Source organism: Nocardioides pinisoli (assembly GCF_024199985.1).
Taxonomy (GTDB): Bacteria; Actinomycetota; Actinomycetes; order Propionibacteriales; family Nocardioidaceae; genus Nocardioides; species Nocardioides pinisoli.
Window position 1 is genome coordinate 132534 of the sequence record NZ_JANARS010000008.1, and the last position, 24901, is coordinate 157434.

Annotated in this window: 24 protein-coding genes; 12 read left to right on the forward strand and 12 right to left on the reverse strand. The window is 72.7% G+C overall.

What is annotated here, in order from left to right; all coding sequences use genetic code 11:
• Positions 1-3 precede the first annotated feature (3 nt).
• From NCI01_RS17760 to dxs, 5 genes are read left to right on the forward strand one after another with little or no spacing between them, the layout of a single operon-like run.
• Positions 4-582 (forward strand): GNAT family N-acetyltransferase, encoded by a 579-nt coding sequence (locus tag NCI01_RS17760; RefSeq protein WP_254182823.1) that lies wholly within the window; start codon positions 4-6, stop codon positions 580-582.
• 33 nt (positions 583-615) lie between these two features.
• Positions 616-1032: a hypothetical protein gene (locus NCI01_RS17765; protein WP_254182824.1), complete on the forward strand. Its 417-nt coding sequence runs from the start codon at positions 616-618 to the stop codon at positions 1030-1032.
• A gap of 20 nt (positions 1033-1052) precedes the next feature.
• A complete protein-coding gene (locus NCI01_RS17770; protein WP_254182825.1) occupies positions 1053-2330 on the forward strand; it encodes an NUDIX domain-containing protein in 1278 nt (425 codons plus the stop codon).
• Positions 2327-3262, forward strand: coding sequence for an SMP-30/gluconolactonase/LRE family protein (locus tag NCI01_RS17775; protein WP_254182826.1), 936 nt, complete (start codon positions 2327-2329; stop codon positions 3260-3262). The genes NCI01_RS17770 and NCI01_RS17775 overlap by 4 nt, the downstream gene beginning before the upstream one ends.
• Positions 3263-3278: 16 nt before the next feature.
• The gene (gene dxs, locus NCI01_RS17780; RefSeq protein WP_254182827.1) at positions 3279-5183 is read left to right on the forward strand and encodes a 1-deoxy-D-xylulose-5-phosphate synthase; all 1905 of its coding nucleotides are present in this window, start codon (positions 3279-3281) and stop codon (positions 5181-5183) included.
• 13 nt (positions 5184-5196) lie between these two features.
• Here the strand turns inward: dxs and NCI01_RS17785 are convergent, their stop codons facing one another.
• The 6 genes from NCI01_RS17785 to NCI01_RS17810 all read right to left on the reverse strand — a co-directional run bounded on the left by NCI01_RS17785 (position 5197) and on the right by NCI01_RS17810 (position 12215).
• Positions 5197-6372, reverse strand: coding sequence for a hypothetical protein (locus tag NCI01_RS17785; RefSeq protein ID WP_254182828.1), 1176 nt, complete (start codon positions 6370-6372; stop codon positions 5197-5199).
• Positions 6369-6908, reverse strand: coding sequence for a SigE family RNA polymerase sigma factor (locus tag NCI01_RS17790; RefSeq protein ID WP_254182829.1), 540 nt, complete (start codon positions 6906-6908; stop codon positions 6369-6371). Before NCI01_RS17790 ends, NCI01_RS17785 begins: the two co-directional genes overlap by 4 nt.
• Before the next feature lie 87 nt (positions 6909-6995).
• Positions 6996-7124 (reverse strand): methionine/alanine import family NSS transporter small subunit, encoded by a 129-nt coding sequence (locus tag NCI01_RS17795; RefSeq protein WP_254182830.1) that lies wholly within the window; start codon positions 7122-7124, stop codon positions 6996-6998.
• The gene (locus NCI01_RS17800) at positions 7124-8671 is read right to left on the reverse strand and encodes a sodium-dependent transporter (protein ID WP_254182831.1); all 1548 of its coding nucleotides are present in this window, start codon (positions 8669-8671) and stop codon (positions 7124-7126) included. The genes NCI01_RS17795 and NCI01_RS17800 overlap by 1 nt, the downstream gene beginning before the upstream one ends.
• A 242-nt stretch (positions 8672-8913) precedes the next feature.
• A complete protein-coding gene (locus tag NCI01_RS17805) occupies positions 8914-11001 on the reverse strand; it encodes a 3-hydroxyacyl-CoA dehydrogenase NAD-binding domain-containing protein (protein WP_308213233.1) in 2088 nt (695 codons plus the stop codon).
• Positions 10998-12215, reverse strand: a complete 1218-nt coding sequence (locus NCI01_RS17810; protein WP_254182832.1) for a thiolase family protein — start codon at positions 12213-12215, stop codon at positions 10998-11000. The genes NCI01_RS17805 and NCI01_RS17810 overlap by 4 nt, the downstream gene beginning before the upstream one ends.
• 119 nt (positions 12216-12334) lie before the next feature.
• On the opposite strand from NCI01_RS17810, the gene NCI01_RS17815 reads away from it, so the two are divergent.
• Both NCI01_RS17815 and NCI01_RS17820 read left to right on the forward strand, forming a co-directional pair.
• Complete coding sequence (locus NCI01_RS17815; RefSeq protein WP_254182833.1) at positions 12335-13294, forward strand: proteasome assembly chaperone family protein; 960 nt, start codon at positions 12335-12337, stop codon at positions 13292-13294.
• Complete coding sequence (locus tag NCI01_RS17820; protein WP_254182834.1) at positions 13294-14160, forward strand: acyl-CoA thioesterase; 867 nt, start codon at positions 13294-13296, stop codon at positions 14158-14160. The genes NCI01_RS17815 and NCI01_RS17820 overlap by 1 nt, the downstream gene beginning before the upstream one ends.
• A 16-nt stretch (positions 14161-14176) precedes the next feature.
• On the opposite strand, the gene NCI01_RS17825 is transcribed toward NCI01_RS17820, so the two are convergent.
• Together NCI01_RS17825 and NCI01_RS17830 are read right to left on the reverse strand one after the other, a co-directional pair.
• Entirely contained in the window at positions 14177-15088 is a 912-nt protein-coding gene (locus tag NCI01_RS17825; protein ID WP_254182835.1) for a MaoC/PaaZ C-terminal domain-containing protein, read from the reverse strand.
• On the reverse strand, positions 15088-16422 hold the full coding sequence (locus tag NCI01_RS17830) for a 3-oxoacyl-ACP reductase (RefSeq protein WP_254182836.1): 1335 nt from the start codon (positions 16420-16422) through the stop codon (positions 15088-15090). Before NCI01_RS17830 ends, NCI01_RS17825 begins: the two co-directional genes overlap by 1 nt.
• A 138-nt stretch (positions 16423-16560) precedes the next feature.
• Between NCI01_RS17830 and NCI01_RS17835 the strand changes: the two genes are divergently transcribed.
• Complete coding sequence (locus NCI01_RS17835) at positions 16561-17856, forward strand: acetyl-CoA C-acetyltransferase (protein WP_254182837.1); 1296 nt, start codon at positions 16561-16563, stop codon at positions 17854-17856.
• Between the two features lie 236 nt (positions 17857-18092).
• Here the strand turns inward: NCI01_RS17835 and NCI01_RS17840 are convergent, their stop codons facing one another.
• Positions 18093-18707: a class I SAM-dependent methyltransferase gene (locus NCI01_RS17840; protein WP_254182838.1), complete on the reverse strand. Its 615-nt coding sequence runs from the start codon at positions 18705-18707 to the stop codon at positions 18093-18095.
• A gap of 153 nt (positions 18708-18860) precedes the next feature.
• On the opposite strand from NCI01_RS17840, the gene pyrR reads away from it, so the two are divergent.
• Genes pyrR through NCI01_RS17855 form a run of 3 tightly spaced genes read left to right on the forward strand, consistent with a single transcriptional unit; the run spans position 18861 to position 21666 of the window.
• A complete protein-coding gene (gene pyrR, locus NCI01_RS17845; protein ID WP_254182839.1) occupies positions 18861-19430 on the forward strand; it encodes a bifunctional pyr operon transcriptional regulator/uracil phosphoribosyltransferase PyrR in 570 nt (189 codons plus the stop codon).
• Positions 19427-20383, forward strand: coding sequence for an aspartate carbamoyltransferase catalytic subunit (locus NCI01_RS17850; RefSeq protein ID WP_254182840.1), 957 nt, complete (start codon positions 19427-19429; stop codon positions 20381-20383). The genes pyrR and NCI01_RS17850 overlap by 4 nt, the downstream gene beginning before the upstream one ends.
• Positions 20383-21666: a dihydroorotase gene (locus NCI01_RS17855; RefSeq protein WP_254182841.1), complete on the forward strand. Its 1284-nt coding sequence runs from the start codon at positions 20383-20385 to the stop codon at positions 21664-21666. Before NCI01_RS17850 ends, NCI01_RS17855 begins: the two co-directional genes overlap by 1 nt.
• 24 nt (positions 21667-21690) lie before the next feature.
• Here the strand turns inward: NCI01_RS17855 and NCI01_RS17860 are convergent, their stop codons facing one another.
• Together NCI01_RS17860 and NCI01_RS17865 are read right to left on the reverse strand one after the other, a co-directional pair.
• Positions 21691-22341, reverse strand: a complete 651-nt coding sequence (locus NCI01_RS17860) for a DUF3060 domain-containing protein (RefSeq protein ID WP_254182842.1) — start codon at positions 22339-22341, stop codon at positions 21691-21693.
• A gap of 46 nt (positions 22342-22387) precedes the next feature.
• The gene (locus NCI01_RS17865) at positions 22388-23128 is read right to left on the reverse strand and encodes a VOC family protein (RefSeq protein ID WP_254182843.1); all 741 of its coding nucleotides are present in this window, start codon (positions 23126-23128) and stop codon (positions 22388-22390) included.
• Between the two features lie 32 nt (positions 23129-23160).
• On the opposite strand from NCI01_RS17865, the gene NCI01_RS17870 reads away from it, so the two are divergent.
• Complete coding sequence (locus tag NCI01_RS17870; protein ID WP_254182844.1) at positions 23161-23598, forward strand: VOC family protein; 438 nt, start codon at positions 23161-23163, stop codon at positions 23596-23598.
• 22 nt (positions 23599-23620) lie between these two features.
• On the opposite strand, the gene NCI01_RS17875 is transcribed toward NCI01_RS17870, so the two are convergent.
• Positions 23621-24784, reverse strand: coding sequence for an acetyl-CoA hydrolase/transferase family protein (locus NCI01_RS17875; protein ID WP_254182890.1), 1164 nt, complete (start codon positions 24782-24784; stop codon positions 23621-23623).
• Positions 24785-24901: the final 117 nt, after the last annotated feature.

The window sequence follows — 24901 nt, forward strand, 5'->3', positions numbered from 1 at the left end:
CGCGTGGCGGTCGAGGTGCGCGAGGCGGGCGACGTCGACACCCCGGCCCTGGAGGCGGTCGTGGAGGCCGCCTTCGGCGGGCACGGCGTGGCGATCAACGACGTCATGGCGCGCCTGCGGGGCGCCGACGACATGGCCGTCGAGCTGGTCGCCGAGCTCGACGGCGAGGTCGTCGGCTGCGTCGCCCTCTCCCGTGCGTGGCTGGACGCCCGGGAGCGGCTCGTCGACGTCCTGGTGCTGAGCCCTCTCGCGGTGGCCCCCGACCATCAGCGACAGGGGATCGGCGCCCGTCTGCTCGCCGAGGTCCCCGGCGTGGCCGAGAGGCTGGGTGCGCCCCTGGTGTTCCTCGAGGGCGACCCCGGCTACTACGGCCGCCACGGCTGGAGCGCCGCGTCGGACCACGGGCTCGAGCGCCCCTCGCTCCGCATCCCGGAGCCCGCCTGCCAGGTGCTCCTGCTGCGCGGCCACGAGCCGTGGATGACCGGACACCTGGTCTATCCCGACGTCTGGTGGCGCCTCGACCTGGTCGGGCTCCGCGACCCCGACCTCGCCGCGCTCGAAGGTGCCGCGCCCCGACCCTGACATCATCGAACACGTGTTCGATAGACTGAGGGCGTGTTCCCAGCGCCCCAGCCCCGACAGCGGCCGACCCCGCCCCAGGGGCACCGTGGGGTCGCGCCGCCGGGGTGGCCGCGCCAGGTGCGACCTCCGGACGCACCCGACTGGGAGGTCACGGCGGCCAACTGGCTGCTCGACCTCTGTCCGCCCGACTACCGCCGGTTCTCGGGCCTGCGCCGCCACGTCGTGGTCCTGGCCCGCTTCGCCGTGCTCCACGTCGAGGCCCAGCAGCTGGCCACGCGCCGCGGCCTGAGCGAGATCCGCGGCGACCTCAAGGACGTGGCCGACGAGGCGGTCGTGCTGGCGGCGGTGCAGACCTTCCAGCTCGAGGACGCCCGCCTCCTCGGCGTACGTCGCGAGGTGGGCCTCGTCGAGGACGCCCTGCGCGGGCGTCGCTACCGGGTGCGGATGTGAGCGCTGGCTAGGGTCGCGGGATGCACTCGTTCGCCGCCGTCGCCGTCCTGGATCCCCGCGGGCGGCTGCTGATGCAGGAGCGCGACGACGACGCGCTCCACGAGCCCGGCCGCTGGGGCTACCCGGGTGGCGACCTCGAGCCCGGCGAGGGCTTCGTCGACGCAGCCGTGCGTGAGCTGGCCGAGGAGACGGGGCTCGTCGTCGCCGCTGACGACCTCGAGTCGCTCGGGGTGCGGCGCTTCCGCAGCGAGGGCTGCGGCGGGGAGGACGAGTTCGAGCTGTTCGCCGTCCGGACCTCGGCCACCGACGCCGACGTCGTGTGCGGCGAGGGCCGCCGCATGGTCTTCGTCGCCCTCGACGACGTCGACGGCCGCCCGCTGCACCGGGCCACCGAGCTGACCCTCGACGCGGTGCGCGAGTGGCGCGCGACCCCGGCGGGCGTGGACTTCGTGCAGGTGGCGCTCGTCGACCCGCGGGGACGGGTGCTGATGCAGGAGCGCGACGAGCACGCACCGGCCTGGCCGGACCTGTGGTGCCTCCCCGGTGGCGGCCTCGAGGGAGACGAGCTGCCGGTCGACGCGGCGGTCCGGGAGCTCGAGGAGGAGACGGGCGTCTCGGTGGACCCGGGCGACCTGGACGACCTCGGCCGGTTCACGATCTCCAGCCACCACGGCACCTTCCGCTACGCCGTCTTCGCGGCCCGTACGACGCTGGACGACGACGGCGTCGCGTGCCACGAGGGCCGGCAGATGGTCTTCGTCGGCCCGGAACGGCGGGCCGAGCTCGACGTCATCCCGTCCACCCGCACGATCGAGCCCCACCTGCGCGAGTGGATCGACGCCCACCCCTTCGACCCCGGCCCCGACCCGCGGCGCTTCGCCGGGGTGATCCTGGTCGACCGGCGGGGGTGGATCCTGCTGCAGGAGCGTGACGAGCACCCGCGCATCGACCCGGAGAAGTGGGGGCTGGCCGGCGGCCACGTCGACCCCGGAGAGGACTTCGAGCCGGCGGCCCACCGCGAGCTCGAGGAGGAGACCGGCCTGCGCCTGCCGGAGGGTGGGCTGCGGCTCTACCGCGAGTTCGTGGTGGACCACCGGGAGGCCTATGGCACGTGGGACGTGATGCAGGTCTTCGTCGCCGCCACCGACCTCACCGACGCCGACATCGACTGCCGCGAAGGGCGCCAGATCGTCTTCGTCGACCCCGCGGTGGCGCGTCGGCTCGACCTCACCGCGGCGGCGACCGACATCGTGCCGGCCTTCCTCGACAGCGACGTCTACGCCAGCATGGCGCGATGAGCCACCGCACCCTGACCGTCCACCCCGTCCCGTCGATGGGCGCCGAGGACGTCGTCGTCGCGCCCGACGGCACCGTCTTCACCGGCACCGACGACGGCGCCATCTGGTCGCTCGACCCGGCCACGGGGAGCACCCGCCGGGTCGCCGACACCGGCGGCCGCCCGCTGGGCCTCGAGCTGCTCCCCGACGGCGACCTCGTCGTGTGCGACGCCCGGCGTGGCGTGCTCCGGGTCACACCCGCGACCGGTGCCGTCACGGTGCTGGTCGACGGGGTCGGGGGCCGGCCGATGCAGTTCTGCAACAACGCTGCCGTCGCCTCCGACGGGACGATCTGGTTCAGCGACTCCTCGCTGCACCACGGCATCGAGCGCTGGAAGGACGACTTCGTCCAGGACACCCACTCCGGCCGGCTGGTCCGCCGCGACCCCGACGGCACCGTGGCCGTCGTCCTCGAGGGCCTGCGCTTCGCCAACGGGGTCGCCCTCGCCGCCGACGAGTCCTACGTCGCGGTGGCCGAGTGCCGCGGCCGCACCGTCGTACGCCTCTGGCTCACCGGCCCGCGGGCGGGGGAGCGCGACCACCTCGTCACCGACCTCCCGGGCTACCCCGACAACATCAGCCGCGGCAGCGACGGGCTCATCTGGGTGGCCGTGGCGAGCCCGGTCGACGGCCTGGTCGAGCGACTCGGCTCCGCGCCGATGGTGCTGCGCCGGGCGGTCACCCGCATCCCGGAGGCGCTGCAGCCCAAGCCGGCGCAGACGATCCGTGTGCAGGCCTACGACGACGAGGGCCGCCTGGTGCACGACCTCGACGTCCCGGCGCCGGAGCGGGGACCGGGCTACCACATGGTCACCGGCGTCCGGGAGCACGAGGGCCGGGTCTGGATGGGCAGCCTCCACGAGCCGTCGGTGGCGGTCCTCGACCGCCCATGAAATAGACTCCTGCCCCATGGCTCTCCTCGACTCGATCGCCTCGCCGCGCGACCTCCGTGGGCTCACCTCGGAACAGCTCGACGAGCTCGCCGCCGAGATCCGCGACGTGATGATCCGCACCGTCGCGACCAACTCGGGGCACCTCGGGCCCAACCTCGGCGTCGTCGAGCTGACGCTGGCCATCCACCGCGTCTTCGACTCTCCGCGCGACCGGGTCGTCTTCGACACCGGGCACCAGTCCTACGTCCACAAGCTCGTCACCGGGCGTCACGCGGACTTCGCGACCCTCCGCAAGGAGGGCGGCATCAGCGGCTACCCCAGCCAGGCCGAGTCCGAGCACGACATCGTGGAGAACTCGCACGCCTCCACGGCCCTGTCCTACGCCGACGGGCTCGCCAAGGCCTACGCCATCCGGGGCGAGGACCGGCACGTGGTCGCGGTGATCGGCGACGGCGCCCTCACCGGCGGCATGGCGTGGGAGGCCCTCAACAACATCGCGATCGCGAAGAAGAGCCGCCTGGTCATCGTCGTCAACGACAACGAGCGGTCCTACACCCCGACCATCGGCGGCCTCGCCACCGCGCTCACCTCGCTGCGCACCAACCCGCGCTACGAGCAGGTGCTCGACCTGGTGAAGAAGCGGCTCAACGCCGTGCCCGGCGTCGGGCACGCGGCCTACGACGCGCTCCACGCGGTCAAGAAGGGCATGAAGGACGCGCTCGCCCCGCAGGGACTCTTCGAGGACCTCGGCCTCAAGTACGTCGGCCCGGTGGACGGCCACGACCGCGCGGCGATGGAGCAGGCGCTGACCAACGCGAAGCGCTTCAACGGACCGGTCATCGTCCACGCCCTGACCCGCAAGGGCCAGGGCTACGACCCGGCCCTGCGCCACGAGGCCGACCAGTTCCACGCCCCCGGCCCGTTCGACGTCCAGACCGGGGCGGAGAAGCCCAAGGGCAAGATCTGGACCGACCACTTCTCCGAGGCGATCGTCGACCTCGGCGGCCGCCGCAAGGACGTCGTCGCCCTCACCGCGGCGATGATGCACCCTGTCGGCCTCGACGTGTTCGCCTCGACCTACCCCGAGCGCACCTTCGACGTCGGCATCGCCGAGCAGCACGCCGTGACCTCCGCGGCCGGCCTGGCGATGGGCGGGCTGCACCCCGTCTTCGCCGTCTACGCGACCTTCCTCAACCGCGCCTTCGACCAGGTCCTGATGGACGTGGCGCTGCACAAGTGCGGCGTGACGTTCGTCCTCGACCGCTCGGGCGTCACCGGCGACGACGGCGCGAGCCACAACGGCATGTGGGACATGTCAATCCTTCAGGTCGTGCCCGGCCTGCGCCTGGCGGCACCGCGCGACGTCACGCGGCTGCACGAGCTCCTCGACGAGGCGGTCGAGGTCGACGACGCGCCGACGGTCGTGCGGTTCCCCAAGGGGCCGCCGCCCGAGGACGTGCCGGCGATCGACCGTGCCGGCGGCGCCGACGTGCTCGTCCGCGCGGGTGAGCGTGACGTGCTGATCGTGGCGGTCGGCTCGATGGCGACGACCGCCGTCGAGGTCGCCTCGCGGCTGGCCGACCAGGGCATCGGCGTCACCGTCGTCGACCCGCGCTGGGTCAAGCCGGTCGACCCCGCGATCATCGAGCTCGCCCGCGAGCACCGCCTGGTCGTCAGCGTCGAGGACAACGGCCGCGTCGGCGGCTGCGGCGCCACCCTCCTGCAGGCCCTCAACGACGCCGGCGTGCCCACGCCGTTCCGGCTCCACGGCATCCCGCAGGAGTTCCTCGACCACGCCAAGCGCGACGCCATCCTCGCCCGGATCGGTCTCGACGCGCAGACGCTCGCACGCTCGATCGTCGAGGACGTCACCGCGCTCGACCGCGGGCTCTCGGTGGTCGAGGTCGACCACACCGCCTGAGCGGCGCCCGCTGCTAGCGGAACCCCGCCCCCGTCGCGGCCACGCGGCCGTCCGGGCCGTCGGCCACGACGACCGTGCACTCGGCGGTGGTCGCCTCGCACGACAGGAGGTCCTCCCGTGCGAAGCCGGCGGTGAGCCTCAAGCCGTCCGCGAGGAACGTGTCGGCGTCCAGCCACTGGTAGCCGATGACGCTGTCGTAGCCCCGTGGCGCGACGGGCGTCCAGGTGTCTCCCGACACCTCTCCGACCGCGGTCGTGTAGTAGCTGGGTGAGCCGCGCCGCGGCGACTCGCGGTCGACGACGACCGCGCGCCGCCCGTCGGGGGAGAGCGTCCCGCTCGAGCCCGGCAGGCTCCGCGTGTCCTGAAGGTCCGGTCCCGTGCGGAGCTCCGCCACCTGGACCATGGTCGTCGCCCCGTCGGTCTCCTGGGGCTCGAAGGAGCGCGCCACCTGGAGGATCTGGCCGTCCCGGACGTCCAGCACCTCGACCTCGGCACCGTCCGGAGCGGGCAGGAGCACGGGCTCCCCGTCGTCGAGGACGTTCCACGCCATCACTCCCCGGGCGTCGGTGACGTAGACGGTGCGTCCGTCCACGGCCGCGATGTCGGCGCCGCCGCCGCCGACCCGTGAGGGGTCCCTGGAGACGGGCTCACCAGGGAGCTCGGTCACGGGGACGTCGGCGCGTTCCCCCGTGGCGAGGTCGAGGACGCTCAGCGTGCCCTCGTCGGCGGCGTCCACCCAGGCGACGACGTCGTCGTCGGACACGAGCCGCCCCAGGTCGGTGTCGGCGAGGCGACCGACCTGGGTCGACTCGCCGTCCACCACGGTGTAGACGCGGGCCTGGCGGTCGGCCACGACGTAGCCACTGATCCCCTGCACGAGGGCGCTGATCCGCACCCCGGTCTCGACGGTGCGAGGACCGTCGCGGATGGTGCTGCCCACGGCGTAGGCGACGTCGTAGGAGTGCACGGCCCCGGCGACGTCTCGGTCCACGTCGTCGGCCGGCCGCAGCAGGGGGACGGCGACGACCGCGGCGACGGCGACCGACGCGGCGACGAGGCCACCCACGACGCCGCGGCGTCGGCTCCCGAGCCGTCGCTCGGCGTCGTGGACCATCGCCGCCACGTCGAGGTCGGGCGGCTCGAGGGAGTCGGCACGCTCATGCATGACGTCCTTGAGGAGTCCGGTCATCGGGTCACCACCGTCAGGTCGCGCGGGAGCAGCTCGAGGTGCTCACCGCCGTGGGAGTCGAGGGTCTTGCGGAGGGAGGCCAGACCTGCGTGCACCTGGCTCTTCACGGTGCCGACGGCACAGCCGAGCGCCGCGGCGGTCTGGGCCTCGGTGAGGTCCTCGTAGTAGCGCAGCACGATCGCGGCACGCTGGCGGGGCGGCAGGGTCTGGAGGGCGGTCCAGACCCACTCGCGGCGGACCGCGTCCTCGCCGTGCCCGTCGTGGCTCGCCTCCGGGATCGTGTCGCTCGGCCGTTCCTGCCACGACCGGCGGCGATACCAGCTGATCGCCGTCGTGGTGATGACCTTGCGGGTGTAGGCCTCCGCCCTGGACGGGTCACGCAGCCCGGGCCACGCGACGTACGTCTTGGTGAGGGCCTCCTGCAGGAGGTCCTGGGCCAGCTGGCGCTCGCCGACCATGAGGTACGCCGCGCGGTGCAGCGCGGCGGACCGGGCGGCGACGAACTCGGCGAAGTCCGCCGGATCGCGTCGTGGCATCAGTGCTCCTGGGGGAGTCGTCGGGGTCAGTCACCCGTCATGACGACTCGACCGAGGCAAAAGGTTCGGTTGCGCCCAGAGGTCGCGTCAGAGGTCGCGCTGGACGGCCTCTGGCTCCTCGCCCTGGTAGCGGCTGATGTTCCAGATCGACACCGCCAGGCCGCCCCAGAGGACGAGCATCGCGATCAGCATCATGACGATGGCCGAGGTGGACATCAGTTGGTCCTCTCTTCCTCACGGGCCTGGATCTCGGGATCACCGAGGAACGTCGTGTCCCGCCACGGGAGCCGGGCCGCCACGAAGCCGAGCAGGAGCACGGCCGCCGCGAGACCCCAGCCCAGCGTGGCGAGCATCCAGGTCGGGTAGCCCTCGTAGGGCTCCCGCAGGTTGTCGATGAACTCGTTGGCCAGGATGAACGTCAGGGCGGCGGGGGCGAAGACGCCGATCAGCCACTCCCACCAGCGGCCGACCCGGACCGAGCCGTCGCGGTTGAGGTGCTCGCGCAGCAGCCCCGTCCTCCGGAAGACCCAGGACAGCGCGAGCATGCTGACCACGGCGACCAGGAGGATGCCGAAGCGGTTGATGAAGTGGTCGATGATGTCGAGGACGTAGACCCCGGTGGTGGTGCCCAGCAGCGTGATGCTGATGACCGCGGCGGGGACGCCGACCGCCATCGAGGCCCCGACCCGCGACATCTCGAACTTGTCGCGCACCGCGGAGATGACGACCTCGATCACGCTCACGAGCGAGGTGACCCCCGCGACCACGAGCGAGCCGAAGAACAGCACGCCGATGAGGGCGCCGGCGGGCGCCTCGTTGATGATCGCCGGGAAGGCGATGAACGCCAGGCCGAGACCGTCGGTGGCCACCTCGTCGACGCCCACCCCGGCCGCGGTCGCCATGAACCCGAGCGCGGCGAAGACGCCGATCCCGGCGAGCAGCTCGAAGCCCGAGTTGGCGAACCCGACCACGAGGCCCGAGCCGGTCATGTCGCTGCGCCGGCCGACGTAGGACGCGTAGGTGATCATGATGCCGAAGCCCACGGACAGCGAGAAGAAGATCTGGCCGTAGGCGGCGATCCAGACGCTGGTCTCGCCCAGGGCGCCCCAGTCAGGCGTGAACAGCGCGTCGAGCCCCGTCGACGCCCCGTCGAGGGTGAGCGCCACGACGACCAGCGCGATGAACGCGACGAACAGCACCGGGATGAAGACCACCGAGGCGGCGCCGATGCCCTTCTGGACGCCGAGCGCCATGATGGCGAGCACCGCGACCCAGACCAGGACCAGCGGGATCGTGACACCGCTGACGAAGTCGAGGCTGATGCCGGGGTCGCCGGCCTGCAGGTAGGAGCCGAAGAGGAAGCCCTCCGGGTCGTCGCCCCACGACTTGTCGAGGGAGAACAGCGCGTAGCGGCCCGCCCACGCGATGACCGCGGCGTAGTAGACCGCGATCACGAAGCAGATCCCGACCTGCCACCACCCCAGGCCCTCGGCCGAGCGGTGGGTGCGACGGAAGGAGAGCGGTGCGGAGCCGCGGTAGCGGTGGCCGAGGCCGTAGTCGAGGAGGAGGAACGGCAGGCCGGCCGTCAGCAGCGCGACGAGGTAGGGGATGACGAAGGCCCCGCCGCCGTTCTCGTACGCCACGTAGGGGAAGCGCCAGATGTTACCGAGACCGACCGCTGAGCCGATCGCGGCGAGGATGAAGACCTTGCGCGAGCTGAACGCGCCACGGTGGGCCTCGGAGTGTTCGACGACCTGGCTCACGGTGCCTCCCTGGCGACGACGGCGGAGGGACCAGCATGGCAGAGATCGACCCTGTCGACCCCCACGGGTCGAGCGGTGTCTGAGGCGGATCGCGCGGGTCCCGGGGCCCCCTGAGGCACCGCCCGCACGCGAGTCGTACGCCGACACGCCGACGGGCGGTGCGCGAGGCGGGTCCCGTGGGCCGGGAACCCTCCTCACGCACCGCCCGGGGGACGTGCGGATGGAGCGGTGACGTCAGGCCATCAGTGGAAGCGCCTGCCGGTCGCCTTCTCCGAGATGCCGGCGACGTCGAGCAGGAAGGTCAGCCCGCCGTTCCAGAACGAGAAGCCGGCGCCCGTGATCATCGCGAGGTCGATGTCCTGCGGCGCGGCGACGACGCCCTCGTCGAGCATCAGGCGGGCCTCCTCGGCCAGGCCGGACAGCGTGCGCTCGCGCACCTCCTCGGCGGTGAGCACGACCGGGTGCTCGGGCTGCTCGAGCAGTGCCTCGACCTCGGGGTCGAGGCGGCCGTCGGGGCCGTAGTAGGCGCCCTTCCCGGCCGCGACGATCCGCTCGAGGGCGGGGGAGACGTAGAAGCGGTCGGGGAACGCGCCCTTCAGCGTCTCGTTGTTGTGCAGCGCGATCGCGGGACCGACGAGCGACAGCAGCACGAACGGAGGCATCGGCGCGATGCCGGCGAAGGCGCCGTCGGCGACGCCGACAGAGGTGCCCTCGTCGACGATGCGCCCGACCTCGCTCATGAAACGGCCGAGCAGCCGGTTGACGATGAAGGACGGGCTGTCCTTGACCAGGATCGTCGTCTTCTTCAGCGCCTTGCCCGTCGCGAACGCCGTGGCGAGCGTGGCGTCGTCGGTGGCGTCGCCCTTCACGATCTCCAGCAGCGGCATGACGGCGACGGGGTTGAAGAAGTGGAAGCCGACGACCCGCTCGGGGTGCTCGAGGTTGGCCGCCATCTCGGTGATCGACAGCGACGAGGTGTTGGTGGCCAGCACGCACTCGCTGCTGACGACCTTCTCGACGTCGGCGAAGACCGACTTCTTGACCGACATCTCCTCGAAGACGGCCTCGATCACGAAGTCGGCGTCACCGAAGGCGACCAGCTTGTCGGTCGCGCCGGACACCAGCGCCTTGTGGCGGTTGGCCTTGTCCTGGTTGATCCGGCCCTTGGCGAGCAGCTTGTCGATCTCGGCGTGCACGTAGGCCACGCCCTTGTCGGCACGCTCCTGGTCGAGGTCGGTCAGCACCACCGGCACCTCGAGGCGTCGTACGAACAGCAGCGCGAGCTGGCTGGCCATGAGCCCGGCGCCCACGATGCCCACCTTGGTCACCGGGCGGGCCAGCGACTTGTCGGGCGCTCCGGCGGGGCGCTTGGCGCGCTTCTGCACGAGGTCGAAGGAGTAGAGCGACGCCAGCAGCTCGGCGGTCTGCGACATCGCCTCGAGGGCGTCGTCCTCCGCTGCGAAGCCGGTGTCGCGGTCGGTGTCGCGCGCTGCGGCGATGAGCTCGACGGCCTTCGCCGCCGCGGGGGAGCCGCCACCGGTCTTGGCGGCGACGATGCCGCGGGCGCGCTCGATCGCTGCGTCCCAGGCCTCGCCCCGGTCGACCTCGCCACGCTCGACGACGGTCTCGCCGCGCACCACCGAGGCCGCCCAGAGCAGCGACTGCTCGAGGAAGTCGGCACCGTTGAAGACCGCGTCGGCCAGACCGAAGTCGTAGGCCGCCTGCCCGGTGAGCGTCTTGCCCTGGTTGAGCGGGTTCTCCACGATCAACGTCACGGCCTTGTCGGCACCGACGAGGTTGGGCACGAGCCACGCGCCGCCCCAGCCGGGCACGAGGCCCAGCATGACCTCGGGCAGGCCGAGGGCCGGCGCGGAGTCCATCACGGTGCGGTAGGTGCAGTGCAGCGCCACCTCGAGGCCACCGCCGAGGGCGAGGCCGTTGACGAGGCCGAACGACGTCTTGCCGCCGTCCGAGAGCTTGCGGAAGACCGCGTGCCCGAGCTCGGCGACGGTGCGCACAGCGTCGGGGCCGCCGCCCTGGATCGAGGTGAGGTCGGCGCCGGCGGCGAGGATGAACGGCTTGCCCGTCACCGCGATCGCGTCGATCGCGTCGTCGGCCAGCGCCGCGTCGATCGCGGTGTTGAGCTCGAGCAGCGAGGCCGGGCCGAACGTGTTGGGCTTGGTGTGGTCCTCGCCGTTGTCGAGGGTGATCAGCCCGATCGTCGCGCCGGGCAGCGTGACCGTGCGCAGGTGCGCCCGCGTCACGCGCTCGGCGTCGGAGACGATCGCCTGCGCGCGCTCGACCAGTGCTGACATGTCGGTGGTGCTCACTTGTCGTCTCCCTCGTCCTCGGTCGAGCCGTTCCAGTGCGGGTTCTCCCAGATCACGGTGCCGCCCATGCCGATGCCGATGCACATGGTGGTGAGGCCGTAGCGGACCTCGGGCCGCTCCTCGAACTGGCGCGCGAGCTGGTTCATCAGGCGTACGCCGGACGAGGCCAGCGGGTGCCCCATCGCGATCGCACCGCCGTAGGGGTTCACCCGCGGGTCGTCGTCGGCGATGCCGTAGTGCTCGAGGAAGGCGAGCACCTGCACGGCGAACGCCTCGTTGACCTCGAAGGCGTCGATGTCGTCGATGGTGAGGCCGGCGAGCCGGAGGGCCTTCTCGGTGGCGGGGATCGGGCCGGCGCCCATCACCTCGGGCTCGACGCCGACGAAGGCGTAGGTGACCAGGCGCATCTTGACGGGCAGCCCGAGCTCGCGCGCGGTCTCCTCGTCGGCCAGCAGGGCCGCGGTGGCGCCGTCGTTGATGCCCGCGGCGTTGCCCGCGGTGACGTTGCCGTGCGAGCGGAACGGCGTCTTGAGGCTCGCGAGCGACTCCAGGGTCGTCTCCGGGCGCATCGGCTCGTCGATGGTGGCCAGGCCCCAGCCGGCCTCGGCGGAGCGCGTCGCGACGGGGACCAGGTCGGGCTGGATCTTCCCGGCGTCGTAGGCGGCCTTGGTCTTGTGCTGGCTGCGGACGGCGTACTCGTCCACGCGCTGCTTGGTGATCGACGGGTAGCGGTCGTGGAGGTTCTCCGCGGTCTTGCCCATCACGAGCGCGTCGGGGTTGACGATCCGCTCGGACAGGATGCGCGGGTTGGGGTCGACGCCCTCGCCCATGGGGTGGCGGCCCATGTGCTCGACACCGCCGGCGATGGCGACGTCGTAGGCGCCGAAGGCGATGCCCGAGGCGGTGTTGGTCACGGCCGTCATCGCGCCGGCGCACATGCGGTCGATCGAATAGCCGGGGACGCTCTGCGGCAGGCCGGCGAGCAGCGCGGCGGTGCGGCCGATGGTCAGGCCCTGGTCGCCGATCTGGGTGGTGGCGGCGATCGCCACCTCGTCGACCCGCTCGGGCGGCAGGGACGGGTTGCGGCGGAGCAGCTCGCGGATGCTCTTGATGACGAGGTCGTCGGCCCGCGTCTCGGCGTACTGGCCCTTGGCCTTGCCGAACGGGGTGCGCACGCCGTCGACGAAGACGACCTCACGCTGTGGTCGGGACACTGGCTACTCCCAGGTGCTGAGGGGGACGGGGAGCACTCACGTTACCCCTGAGTAACAACGCCTGCCCACCAGGGCGGGTGTGTGACAGGTCACGGACGGCGACTCACTAGGCTCTCCCCATGGCCGACCGACTCGTGCACATCGTCGACGACGCCGAGGTGCTCGCCGATGCCGGTGACCTCACCCTCGTCGTCGTCCTGACCGGATTCCTCGACGCGGGCAAGTCCGCCGAGCTGGCCGCGCGGCACCTGGCCGACCTCTCGGACGGCAAGGTGGTGGCCACCTTCGACGTCGACGCGCTCCACGACTACCGCGCGCGCCGTCCACCGGTCACCTTCATCCGCGACCACTACACCGACTACGAGGCGCCGCGGCTGGTCGTCCGCGCGCTGCGCGACACCGGCGGTACGCCGTTCCTGCTCCTCGCCGGCCCCGAGCCCGACATCCGGTGGGAGGCCTTCGCCCGTGCCGTCCGCGAGGTCGTCGAGCGCTTCAGCGTGAGCCGCGTCGTCAGCATGGGCGCGGTGCCGATGGCGGTGCCGCACACCCGGCCGATCGCGATCACGCCGCACGCCAACCGTCCCGACCTCGTCCCCGGGGAGAGCCCGTGGCAGGGCGAGCTGCGGGTCCCGGCGAGCGCCCAGGCGCTGCTGGAGATCCGGCTGGGGGAGTGGGGCATCGACGCGCTCGGCTTCGTGGCGCACATCCCGCACTACCTGGCCCAGATGGAGTACCCCCAGGCCGCGCTGGTGCTCCTCGAGCACCTCGAGATCGGCGGTCACCTGACCATCGACCTGGGCGAGCTCCGCGAGGCGGCCGAGATCACCGAGACCGAGGTCGACCGCTACCTCTCCACCCACGACGAGGTCGGTGACGTCGTGCGCGGGCTCGAGCAGCAGTACGACTCCTTCCGCGAGGCCGAGGCCAACGGGTCCTCGCTCCTGTCGGGCGACGAGCCGCTGCCCACGGGCGAGGAGATCGGCAGCGCCTTCGAGGCGTTCCTGGCCGACCTCGACGACGAGTCCAAGGACCAGTCGAAGGACAACGGCGACGACGCCGGCGGCTGGGACGGCCGCTGATGGCGGGCAGCGCCGACGAGCTGGTGTCGCTCCTCGACCTCGAGACCCTCGAGGTCGACCTCTACCGCGGTGCGCAGGCACGCACCGAGCGACAGCGCGTCTTCGGCGGCCAGGTGGCCGCGCAGGCGGTCGTCGCCGCCACCCGCAGCGTGGACAGCCGCTTCGTGCTGCACTCGCTCCACTCCTACTTCCTGCGACCGGGCGACACGACCGTGCCGATCGTCTACGACGTCGAGCGCATCCGCGACGGTCGCTCGTTCGTCACGCGTCGCGTCTCCGCGCGCCAGCACGGCCGGCCGATCTACTACATGACCGCCAACTTCCAGGTCCCCGAGCCGGGCCTCGAGCACCAGGACCGGATGCCCGAGGTGCCCAGCCCCGAGCAGGGGATGCCGCTCGTCGAGCTGGCCCGCTCCCGCGGACCCGAGGCGGCCGAGCACTGGGAGCGCGAGTGGTCCGCGCTCGACATCCGCCACGTCGGCATCACCGGCCAGGGTCTGCCCGAGGATCCCGAGCACCCGGCCCGGGCCCGACTCTGGATCAAGGTCGACGGCGAGCTCGACGGCGACCCGACGGTCCAGCAGGCGGCCTTCACCTACGCCAGTGACCTCACGCTGCTCGGCGCCGCCCTCGTCCCGCACGGCATCCACATCGCCTCGCCGCGCCTGCAGCCGGCCTCGCTCGACCACACGATCTGGTTCCACCGGCCCTTCCGTGCCGACGAGTGGTGGCTCTACGACCAGTTCTCGCCGTTTGCCGGCGGGGCGCGCGGCCTGGCTCTCGCCCGGGTCTTCTCGCAGTCAGGCGAGCTGGTCGCCACCGTCGCCCAGGAGGGCCTGATCCGGCTCCGCGACGACCGCGCCTAGCGAGGGGGCCCGGGCGTCAGGCCGCGCTCGTCCGGCCCAGCAGGTGCGGCGAGCCGTCCTTCGGGTTGGTCAGCGCGAAGGCCCAGCCCGGGTCGTCCTGCCGCGCCGCGTAGCGCACCGTGCCGGGCAGGAGGACGGGCTTCTTGAAGGCCACCTCGACGGTGACGGCGTCGGGCAGCCGGTTCTCGATGGCGGCGACCGACCGGGCCAGCGTCCACATGCCGTGCGCGATCTGGCGCGGGAAGCCCAGCGCCCTGGCGGTGAGCGGGTAGAGGTGGATCGGGTTGGCGTCGCCCGACACGGCGGCGTACGTCCGCCCGAGGTCACCGGGGAGGCGCCACTCGACACCGCCGGCCGGCGGGTCCGGCACCTCCAGGCCCGGCGCCGGGTCGCCGTCGACGGACCGGCCGCGGCGCAGGTAGGTCGACGTCGACTCCCAGGCGGTCTCGTCCCCGGCGGACACCGTGGTGGTGAAGTCGAGGAGCACGCCCCTGGCGTGGGGGCGCAGGATCGCGACCGACGTGGTGACGTCGAGCGTCTCGCCCACGCCGATGGCCCGGTGGGCGGTGATCGTGTTCTCGACGTGCACCATGCCGATCGCGGGGTAGGGGAACGCCGGGTCGCCCATGATCGCCATGTGCAGCGGGAACGCCAGCAGGTGCGGGAAGCTCACCGGTACGACGTCGCGGCGCGGGAAGCCGCACACCGCGGCGTACGCGTCCACGCGGTCGCGCTCGACGACGACGGCGTCCCGGGCGTAGGCCAGCCCGGCGAACGCGCTGGCCGGGCCCTTGCGCACGCCCGGCAGCCGGTTGACGCCGGGGACGGCCGGCAGCGCGGCGCGCAGCAGCGTGGTCAGCCTCCCCGGCTCGCCGGTGAGGGTCGTCGGTGTGGGCGTGGGGGTGGGCGTGGGGGTGGGCGTGGCCATCAGGCGCCCAGCATCATCTGGCCGCAGACGCGGACGGTGTTGCCGTTGACCGCGCCGGAGCCGGGGCTGGCGAACCAGGCGACCGCCTCCGCGACGTCGACGGGCAGGCCGCCCTGCGCCATGGCGTTGAGGCGCTGGCCGACCTCACGGGTGGCGAACGGCACGGCGGCGGTCATCTTGGTGATGATGAAGCCGGGGGCGACGGCGTTGACGGTGGTGCCGTCGGGGAGCTCGTCGCACAGGCTGTCGACGAGGCCGATGACCCCGGCCTTCGACGTCGCGTAGTTGGTCTGGCCCATGTTGCCGCCGATGCCGGAGGTCGACGCGACACCGACGACGCGTCCGCCGGCGTTGAGGACGCCCGAGTCGAGCAGCTCGCGGGTGATCCGCTCGGGCGCGGTGAGGTTGACGGCGATCACGCTGCTCCAGCGGTCGTCGGTCATGTTGGCCAGCCTCTTGTCGCGGGTGATGCCGGCGTTGTGCACCACCACGTCGACGCCGCCGTGGTGCTCACGCAGGTGGTGGGCGATGCGCTGCGGGGCGTCCTTGGCGGTGATGTCGAGCACGAGGTGGTCGCCGTCGAGCTCGCCCATCAGCGTCTGCAGCTCACTGGCGGCCTGCGGCACGTCGACCCCGACGACGGTCGCGCCGTCACGGTGGAGGACGCGGGCGATCTCCTCACCGATGCCGCGACTGGCGCCGGTCACGAGGGCGACCTTCCCCGCCAGCGGTCGGTCCTGGTCGGCGACCTCGTCGGCGGTCACGGCGCCGTGGGCGCCGATGCGGACCACCTGCCCCGAGACGTAGGCCGACTTGGGGGAGAGGAGGAAGGCGAGCGTGGAGGCGATCGCCCCGTCGGCGGCAGGGGCGACGTACACCAGCTGGACGGTGCCGCCACGACCGATCTCCTTGCCGAGCGAGCGGGTGAAACCCTCGAGGGCGCGCTGAGCGACCCGCTCGGAGCCGGTGCGCTGCTCGGGCGGGGTGCCGATCACGACCACGCGGGGGCAGGTCTCGAGCCGACGCATCAGCGGGGTGAAGAACTCCTGCAGGGCGACGAGACCGGCGCTGTCGGTGATGCCGGTGGCGTCGAAGACGAGGGCCTTGGCGCGGGCCCCCTCGTCCAGGTCGGTCGCGGACGCGATGCCGAGACCGTCGAGCGTGGTCGGCAGTGCCTCGGTCAGACGACCGTGGCCGCCCAGCACGACGAGCCCGTCCACGAGGGGTGATCCCACCGACCAGCGCTCGAGCGGGGTGGGGTTGGGCAGGCCGAGGTTCTTGACGATCAGCTTGCCGATCGGGGTGGACACGAAGCCCTGGTAGCGGTCGCTCATGGTCGCGGTGCTTCCTCTTCACTGGTGGGGCTGGACGGTGCTGTCGATGTGTAACGCGTGCTGTAACTCGGAGTCCACTTTTCGTGACGTGCCCCTCCCGCCGTTGGCGGCGGGCGACTCTCCCGCAAGGATAGGAACATGCAGCCCACCACCCGCCCCGTCGCCGTCGTCGGCGGCAACCGCATCCCGTTCGCCCGGTCCAACACGGTCTACGCCGGCGTCTCCAACCAGGAGATGCTGACCGCCGCCATCGACGGCCTCGTCGACCGGTTCGAGCTGCGCGGCGAGCGGCTCGGCGAGGTCGTGGCCGGGGCGGTGCTCAAGCACTCGCGCGACTTCAACCTCACCCGCGAGTGCGTGCTCGGCTCGCGGCTGGCCCCCGAGACGCCCGCCACGGACATCCAGCAGGCCTGCGGCACCGGGCTGCAGGCCGCGATCCAGGTGGCCAACAAGATCGCCCTCGGCGTCATCGACGCCGGCGTCGCCGGCGGCACCGACACCACCTCCGACGCGCCGGTGGCGATCAGCGACAAGCTGCGCCGCAAGCTGATGAAGGTCAACTCCGCCAAGGACACCGCCAGCCGGCTCAAGGCCCTGGGGGCCATCCGCCCCGGTGACATCGGCCTCGACATCCCGCAGAACGGCGAGCCGCGCACCCGGCTCTCGATGGGCGAGCACGCCGCGCTCACCGCGCTCGAGTGGCGGATCACCCGGGAGGCGCAGGACGAGCTGGCCGCGCGCTCGCACCACAACCTCGCGCGGTCCTACGAGGAGGGCTTCCACGACGACCTCGTCACCGCCTTCCGGGGCGTCGAGCGCGACAACAACATGCGCCCCGACTCGAGCGTGGAGAAGCTCGCCACCCTCAAGCCCGTGTTCGGCAGGGGCGCGGCCGCGACGATGACGGCCGGCAACAGCACGCCGCTGTCCGACGGCGCCTCGACGGTGCTCCTGGCCAGCGACGAGTGGGCGCAGGAGCGGGGACTGCCGGTGCTCGCCCACCTCGTCGACGCCGAGACCGCGGCCGTCGACTACGTCAACGGCCACGAGGGCCTGCTGATGGCACCGGCGTACGCCGTCCCGCGGATGCTGGAGCGCAACGGGCTTACGCTGCAGGACTTCGACTACTACGAGATCCACGAGGCCTTCGCCTCACAGGTGCTGTCCACGCTGGCCGCGTGGGAGGACCCGGTGTTCTGCAAGGAGCGGCTCGGCCTCGACGCGCCGCTGGGCCCGATCGACCGCGACAAGCTCAACGTCAACGGCTCGTCGCTGGCTGCCGCCCACCCGTTCGCCGCGACCGGCGGTCGGATCCTCCCCGTCGCCGCGAAGCTGCTCGCCCAGAAGGCCGAGTCCAGCGGGACGGGCGGCCGCGCGCTCATCTCGATCTGCGCCGCCGGCGGCCAGGGCGTCGTCGCGATCCTCGAGCGCTGACCGCGCACTTCCTCGCGCACCACGGCGCTGACCGGGCACTTCCTCGCGCACCACGGCGCTGACCGGGCACTTCCTCGCGCACCACGGCGCTGACCGGGCACTTCCTCGCGCACCACGGCGCTGACCGGGCACTTCCTCGCGCACCCAGCGCGAGGAAGTGCCCGCTCGGCGGTCCGTAGCGCGAGGAAGTGCCCGCTCGGCGGTCCGTAGCGCGAGGAAGTGCCCGGTCGGCCGGATCAGGTGCGGGTGAGCCGGAACCACTCTCCGCTCCGGCTGTCGGAGCCTCGCTCGGGTGCCGACGCGTCGGCCGCCGACCCGACACCCGAGACAGCGGTCACCGTCCAGCCACGGTAGGCCCGCTCGATGTCGTGGCGGACGGCCTGCTTCGGGCGCACGGGCCAGGCCCGCGGGCCTCCGGTGCGGATCAGGATGGTGGCGTCGGGCTCGGCGAGCTCGGTGACGCCGCCCGCCATCAGGGTGCGACCCACGTCGTCGAGGCTCTGGAAGCAGCCGACGTCGAGGTAGAGGTCGAACTGGCTGCCGACACCGGAGTGGACGAGGTGCCGGACGTCGCCGATGACGAACCGTGCGTCGGCGAGCCCGTTGCGGCGCACGGCGATGTCGACGGCCTGGCGCACGTTGTCGACGCCCATGGCGTCCCAGCCGCGGTCGAGGAGGAGCTTGGTGTTGGCGCCCCGGCCGCAGCCGAGGTCGATGGCGCGGCGGACCCTGTTGGGCCGCAGCGCCTCCTCACGGTCGAGGAGGTGCGAGAGGGTAGGCCGGTCCTGGCGGCTTGCCTTCTCCCACGGGATGATTCCGGCGCGGTATGCGGTGGCGTAGCCGATGCTCATGTTCAGTTCCTGACCTGCGTGAGCGGAAAGTGCCGCTCCTCTCGGAGGGTACTCCTGCCCCGGCCCCGGGCCCGTCCGGCTGCTAGGGTCGGGGCCGATCGACATCCTTTAACGAGCCGTCCCGTGAGGCGGAGAAGGAGGTCCGGCGAGCAGATGCCTGCCCCCGACGAGACCGTGCCCGACCCAGCGACGGTGAGGGCGGACCGCACCGTCCTCGACGCCCGTGACATCTCCCGGGCACTGACCCGGATCTCCCACGAGCTGCTCGAGCGCAACAAGGGTGCGACCGACCTCGTGCTGCTCGGCCTGCACACCCGAGGCGTGCCGCTCGCGAAGCGCATCGCCGAGAAGATCGCCGCCGTCGAGGGCGCGCCGGTCGCCGTCGGCGAGCTCGACGTGACGATGTACCGCGACGACCTGCGCTCCCAGCCCACCCGGCGCGCCCACAAGACCGCGCTGCCACCGGGCGGGATCGACGAGAAGGTCGTCGTCCTGGTCGACGACGTCCTCTTCTCCGGACGCACCATCCGGGCCGCGCTCGACGCCCTCGCCGACCTCGGCCGCCCCGGCGCCGTGCGCCTGGCGGTCCTCGTCGACCGCGGCCACCGCGAGCTGCCGATCCGCGCCGACCACGTCGGCAAGAACCTGCCCAGCGCCCTCGCCGAGCGCGTCAGCGTGCGCCTGGCCGAGGTCGACGGCACCGACGAAGTGACGATCTCGTGAAGCACCTGCTGTCCATCGACGACCTCACGACCGACGACATCCACGAGCTCTTCGAGACCGCCGCCGACATGCACGACGTGCAGGGCCGCGAGGTCAAGAAGCTGCCGGCGCTGCGCGGGCGCACGGTCGTCAACATGTTCTTCGAGGACTCCACCCGCACCCGGTCGTCGTTCGAGATCGCCGGCAAGTGGCTGTCCGCCGACGTCATCAACGTCAGCGCCAAGGGCTCGAGCACGTCGAAGGGCGAGAGCCTGCGCGACACCGTGCTCACCGTCTGCGCGATGGGGGTCGACGGCCTCGTCATCCGCCACCCGGCCAGCGGCGCCGCGCTCCAGGTCAGCCAGTGGGTCGACGCTGCGGTGGTCAACGCCGGCGACGGCATGCACGAGCACCCCACCCAGGCGCTGCTCGACGCCTACACCCTGCAGCGCCACCTCGGCTCGCTGGAGGGCCGCCACGTCGCGATCGTCGGCGACCTTACCCACAGCCGGGTGTTCCGCTCCAACATCCAGTGCCTGACCCGGCTCGGCGCCCGCGTGACCGTCGTCGCGCCGCCGACCCTGATGCCCAGCGGCATCGGGGCGTGGTCGGCCGCGGCGGGGTTCGAGACGTCGTACGACCTGGACGAGGTGCTGCGCGGTGCGGGTGCGCACGGAGCGGCCGACGCCGTGATGATGCTGCGGGTCCAGCGCGAGCGGATGTCGGGGGCGTTCTTCCCGAGCCCGCGCGAGTACACCGTCGGCTACGGCCTGACCCGCGACCGGCTCGCCCTGCTCAAGCCCGACGTCCCGATCTGCCACCCGGGACCGATGAACCGCGGCCTCGAGATCGCCGCCGACGCCGCCGACGCGGCCCAGTCGGTCGTGCTGGAGCAGGTCTCCAGCGGCCTCGCGATCCGCATGGCCGTGCTCTACCACCTGCTGGCCGGGGACACCCGGGGAGGAATGGCCTGATGTCGTTGGTGATCAAGGGAGCCTCGCTCCTCGGTGAGCAGACCCGGGACCTGTACGTCGACGACGCGGGCGTGCTCGTCGACGAGGCGCCATCGGGCGCGGAGACGATCGACGCCGACGGCCTGGTCGCCCTGCCCGGGCTCGTCGACCTGCACACCCACCTGCGCGAGCCGGGCCGCGAGGACGCCGAGACCATCCTCACCGGCTCGCAGGCCGCCGCGCTCGGCGGCTACACCGCGGTGCTCGCCATGGCCAACACCTCGCCGGTGACCGACACCGCCGAGGCCGCCACCCGTGTGTGGGAGCTCGGCCGTGAGGCGGGGCTGGTGCACGTGCAGCCCGTCGGCGCGGTGACGCGCGGACTCGCCGGGGAGGAGCTCGCCGAGCTGGGGCTGATGCACCGCTCACGCGCCGCCGTGAAGGTGTTCTCCGACGACGGCAGGTGCGTCCACGACGCGCGCGTGATGCGCCGGGCGCTGGAGTACGTCAAGGCGTTCGGCGGCGTCGTCTCGCAGCACTCCCAGGACCCGTCGCTCGCCGGTCCCGCCGCGTGCTGCCACGAGGGCGAGCTGTCCGGTCGCCTCGGGCTGCCCGGCTGGCCGGGGATCGCCGAGGAGGTCGTCGTCGCGCGCGACGTGATGCTGGCTCGGCACACCGGGTCGCGGGTGCACGTCGCCCACGTGTCGACGGCCGGCTCGGTCGAGGTGCTGCGGTGGGCGAAGGCGCAGGCCAGGCAGGATGGGCACTGGGACGTCACCGCCGAGGTGACCCCGCACCACCTGCTGCTCACCACCGACCTGCTCGTCGGCTACGACCCGACCTACAAGGTCAACCCGCCGCTGCGCCCGCAGGAGGACGTCGACGCGCTGCGCGCGGCGCTCGCCGACGGCACCATCGACGCCGTCGCGACCGACCACGCACCGCACGCCCGCCACGACAAGGAGCACGCCTTCGTCGACGCGGCGTTCGGCATGCTCGGCATCGAGACCGCGCTGGGCGTCGTGCGCACGGCGCTGCCCGACCTGTCCTGGAGCGACGTCGCCCGCGTGATGTCGACGACCCCGGCGCGGATCGCCGGGCTGGCCGAGCAGGGACGGCCGCTCGAGCCGGGCTCGCCGGCCCACGTGGTGCTCGTCGACCCGGAAGCGGCCGTCACGGTCGACCGCGACGCCTCGGCCTCGCTCTCGCGCAACAACCCGTGGCACGGGCGCAGCCTGAGCTCCCGGGTCGTGCACACGGTCTACGGCGGCCGGGTGACGGTGCGCGACGGCGCGCTGGCCTGACCGGCCCCGGGCCGCCGGCGCGGGTCAGCGACGCCGGCGCGGGCGGAGCTCGAGCACGTTGTCGTCACCGCGGTCGCGCAGCGTCGTACGACCCCGGGCGACGGTGACGGTGTTGCGGTCACCGACCAGGACGACCCGGTCGGCGCGGCGCAGCTCGACGGTGTTGCCCGAGCCGGTGATGCGCGTGCGGTGGGCCTTGCGGGCCGTGAGGGCGTCGACCCCGCGCAGGCGGGCCAGGTTGACCTCGTCGGCGGTGAGCGACGAGAACGTGCTGGCGAGCTCGGCCGACTCGACGAGCCCCGAGACGGTCACGGTCGTGCCCGCGCCGGTCACGACGAGGGACCGCACGGACGGGGTGGTGATGCTGTTGCCGGGGCCGGTCACCTCGACGTCGTACAACGGCTTGGCGGTGACGGTGTTGTCGCCGCCCTCCAGGACGAGCCGGGTCGCCGCCGGCATCGTGACGGTCGCGTGGTCGGCGGTCACCCGTACGACGCCGCACGTGCCCCGCAGGTCGTAGTCCACGTCGTCCCCGGAGAGCACCGTCTCGTCGCCGACCTCGCACTGGACGGGCAGGGCGGTCCTCGCGGCCTGCGCCGGGAGCGCGGTCGTCGTCGCGACCAGGACCGTCGCGGCGGCGAGGAGGGTGGGCAGGAGGCGGTGGCGAGAGCTCACGTGCCGACCGTACGCAGGGTGGCGGGTCCGTGGGCCGTGGGATGGGTCACACGCCACCGGCGCGTCCGGTGGCCGGGTCGCGGTCGGTGAGGCAGTAGACCTGCCCGCCGGGAGCAGTGAGCACGGTCCAGTGGTCGAAGACCCGCTCGAGCCGGGCCCCGAGTCGGACGTGCTCCTCGGTGTCGGCGGCGCGGTCGGCCGTCGCGAGGTCGGGGTGGGCGCGCACGGGCCCCTCGGGCTCGTCGAGCCGCTGGAGCAGGATCCGCAGGCGTCCGTACTCGACGAGCCGGGCGAAGTGCTCCAGCGAGCCGACCTGCACGCCGCGTCCGGTCAGGTCGGACCAGAAGGCGACCTCGGCGTCCCAGTGGACCGCGGGGATGTCGAGGCAGACCTGGTCGAGGATCGTCGCACCGTCGCGGACCAGGCTCGGCTCGCCGTCGACGAGGGTGTGGCAGAAGACCAGGCCGCCGGGGGAGCGCATCACCTCGACGTCGTGGTAGGTCCACGCCGTCGAGGCACCGAGCCCGCGGGCCCGCTCGACCGTCGCCGGGCGGTCGGCGGAGTCGAGGTCGAGGTGCACGCCCGGCGGCCCGTCGACCGCCTGCACCTTGGCGTAGGCCGCACCCGCCCGGGGGAGCAGCGTGAGGAACTGGCCCTCCTCGCCGCGTCGCTCCGACGGCGTCCAGCCGGTGGCGGCCGACCAGAACGCGACGGCCTCCTCGAAGGCGTCGGCCGGGGTGTCGAGGAAGAGCTGGATCCATGCGGGCGCGCTCGTGGTGGTCCCCATGCTGCGATCCTGACACGTCGTAGGGTCGAGCGATGGACACGCATCCCGCCGACTTCCCACCGGTCGTCCCGCAGCTGCTGCACACCGTGCTCGACGCGCGCGACGTGCGCCGGGAGGCCGAGTTCTGGCGCATGCTGCTCGGCCTCGTCTACCGCGAGGGCGACGATGCGCCGGACGACGGCAGCGCGGACGACTCGGACTGGCTGGTGCTCACCCACCCCGACGGGCGCCGCTGCCTGGCCGTGCAGCAGGTGGAGCAGCTGCCGGAGAGCCGCTGGCCCGAGCCCGGGCACCCCTCGGTCTCGCACCTCGACACCACCGTCCAGTCGCGTTCCGCGCTCGACGCGGTGCACGACCTGGTGCTGGAGCTGGGCGGTGAGCTGCGTCTGGACCGAACCGACGACCCGGAGGAGCCCCTGCGGGCCTACGCGAGCCCCGAGGGCCACGTCTTCTGCGTGTTCGTCGCCTGAGCCCGGGCGGCCGGGCGCCAGGTCAGGCGAGGCCGAGCCCGCGTGCCTCCTCCCACAGCTCGTCGCGCACGCGGGGGTGGGCGGCGTGCTCGATGAGGTTGCGCGCCTGCTCGCGCTCGCTGCGTCCCCACATCCACGCGACCCCCTGCTCGGTGACCACCGCGCCGTGCTGGAACGACGTCACCGGCTCGTCGACGAGCGGCACGATCGTGGAGACGTCGGCGCGGGGGTGCCAGCTGCGCAGGGCCATGAACGCGCGCCCGCCCGGTGAGTGGCTGGCGCCGACCGTGAAGTCGGTCTGGCCGCCGAAGCCGCTGTAGATGCGGGTGCCGATCCGCGACGCGTTGGCCTGGTCGAACAGGTCGACCTGGAGCGCGGTGTTGATCGACGTCATGGCCGGCTGCCGGGCGATCGCGGCGGGGGAGTTGGTCGTCTCGGTGCGGAGCATCTGCACGCGTGGGTTGTCGTCGACCCAGTCGTAGAGCGCCTGGCTGCCGAACACGAACGACGTACGGACCGGCGTGCCGCGGTCGAGCGCACCGGCCTCCTCGAGGGCCAGGACGCCGTCGCTGAACATCTCGGTCCAGACCTTGAGGCCGCGACGCTCGAGGACGCCGGCGACCGTGGCGTCGGGCACCTCGCCGATGCCCGCCTGCAGGGTGGCGCCGTCGCCGATCTCGGCCGCGACGCGGGACCCGATCTGTCGCGCGTCGTCGCTCGGCGGGCGAGCCGCGTGGGTCGTCAGTGGCGCGTCCACCTCGACCCCGAGGTCCACGTCCTCGAGCGGCAGCACCGCGTCGCCGAAGGTCCACGGCATCCGCGGGTTGAGCTGGGCCACGACCAGCGCGCTGCGCGCCCGGGCCGCCTCCAGAGCGGCCGGCAGCACGTTGACCTCGAGGCCGAGCGACACCTGACCGTTGCGCGGCGTCGTGGTGTGCACCACCACGACGTCGGGGGCGAGGGGACCCTGGAAGAGGCGCGGGACCATCGACAGCCGGCACGGCACGTAGACCAGCCGGGGGTGGCGCCGGAAGCCCGGACCAACGAAGGTCGTCTCCGGCTCCACCCCGTCGTGGAGCGGCAGGTCCGGCTGCGCGTTGAGGGCGTGCAGCCGCGCCGCCGGCAGCTCGGCCAGCAGCGGGCCCAGCAGCGTGATGGGGGAGGCGAAGTTGCCACTCGTCACCACTCGCGGTCGCACGAGCGACGCGCAGTGCTCACGCACCTCCCGGACCGCCTGCTCGACCCCGACGACGCGCATGCGATCAGCCATGCCCCCAGCGTGGCAGCACGGCGCGGAAAACCG

What these genes read in the sequence shown, in the direction of transcription:
- NCI01_RS17835 (WP_254182837.1), top strand. Translation starts at nt 16,561, where the DNA reads ATGCAGCCCACCACCCGCCCCGTCGCCGTCGTCGGCGGCAACCGCATC.
- NCI01_RS17790 (WP_254182829.1), bottom strand. Translation starts at nt 6,908, where the DNA reads ATGCCACGACGCGATCCGGCGGACTTCGCCGAGTTCGTCGCCGCCCGG.
- NCI01_RS17785 (WP_254182828.1), bottom strand. Translation starts at nt 6,372, where the DNA reads ATGACCGGACTCCTCAAGGACGTCATGCATGAGCGTGCCGACTCCCTC.
- NCI01_RS17840 (WP_254182838.1), bottom strand. Translation starts at nt 18,707, where the DNA reads ATGAGCATCGGCTACGCCACCGCATACCGCGCCGGAATCATCCCGTGG.
- NCI01_RS17825 (WP_254182835.1), bottom strand. Translation starts at nt 15,088, where the DNA reads ATGGCCACGCCCACCCCCACGCCCACCCCCACGCCCACACCGACGACC.
- NCI01_RS17775 (WP_254182826.1), top strand. Translation starts at nt 2,327, where the DNA reads ATGAGCCACCGCACCCTGACCGTCCACCCCGTCCCGTCGATGGGCGCC.
- NCI01_RS17855 (WP_254182841.1), top strand. Translation starts at nt 20,383, where the DNA reads ATGTCGTTGGTGATCAAGGGAGCCTCGCTCCTCGGTGAGCAGACCCGG.
- NCI01_RS17830 (WP_254182836.1), bottom strand. Translation starts at nt 16,422, where the DNA reads ATGAGCGACCGCTACCAGGGCTTCGTGTCCACCCCGATCGGCAAGCTG.
- pyrR (WP_254182839.1), top strand. Translation starts at nt 18,861, where the DNA reads ATGCCTGCCCCCGACGAGACCGTGCCCGACCCAGCGACGGTGAGGGCG.
- NCI01_RS17870 (WP_254182844.1), top strand. Translation starts at nt 23,161, where the DNA reads ATGGACACGCATCCCGCCGACTTCCCACCGGTCGTCCCGCAGCTGCTG.
- dxs (WP_254182827.1), top strand. Translation starts at nt 3,279, where the DNA reads ATGGCTCTCCTCGACTCGATCGCCTCGCCGCGCGACCTCCGTGGGCTC.
- NCI01_RS17820 (WP_254182834.1), top strand. Translation starts at nt 13,294, where the DNA reads ATGGCGGGCAGCGCCGACGAGCTGGTGTCGCTCCTCGACCTCGAGACC.
- NCI01_RS17865 (WP_254182843.1), bottom strand. Translation starts at nt 23,128, where the DNA reads ATGGGGACCACCACGAGCGCGCCCGCATGGATCCAGCTCTTCCTCGAC.
- NCI01_RS17795 (WP_254182830.1), bottom strand. Translation starts at nt 7,124, where the DNA reads ATGTCCACCTCGGCCATCGTCATGATGCTGATCGCGATGCTCGTCCTC.
- NCI01_RS17815 (WP_254182833.1), top strand. Translation starts at nt 12,335, where the DNA reads ATGGCCGACCGACTCGTGCACATCGTCGACGACGCCGAGGTGCTCGCC.
- NCI01_RS17770 (WP_254182825.1), top strand. Translation starts at nt 1,053, where the DNA reads ATGCACTCGTTCGCCGCCGTCGCCGTCCTGGATCCCCGCGGGCGGCTG.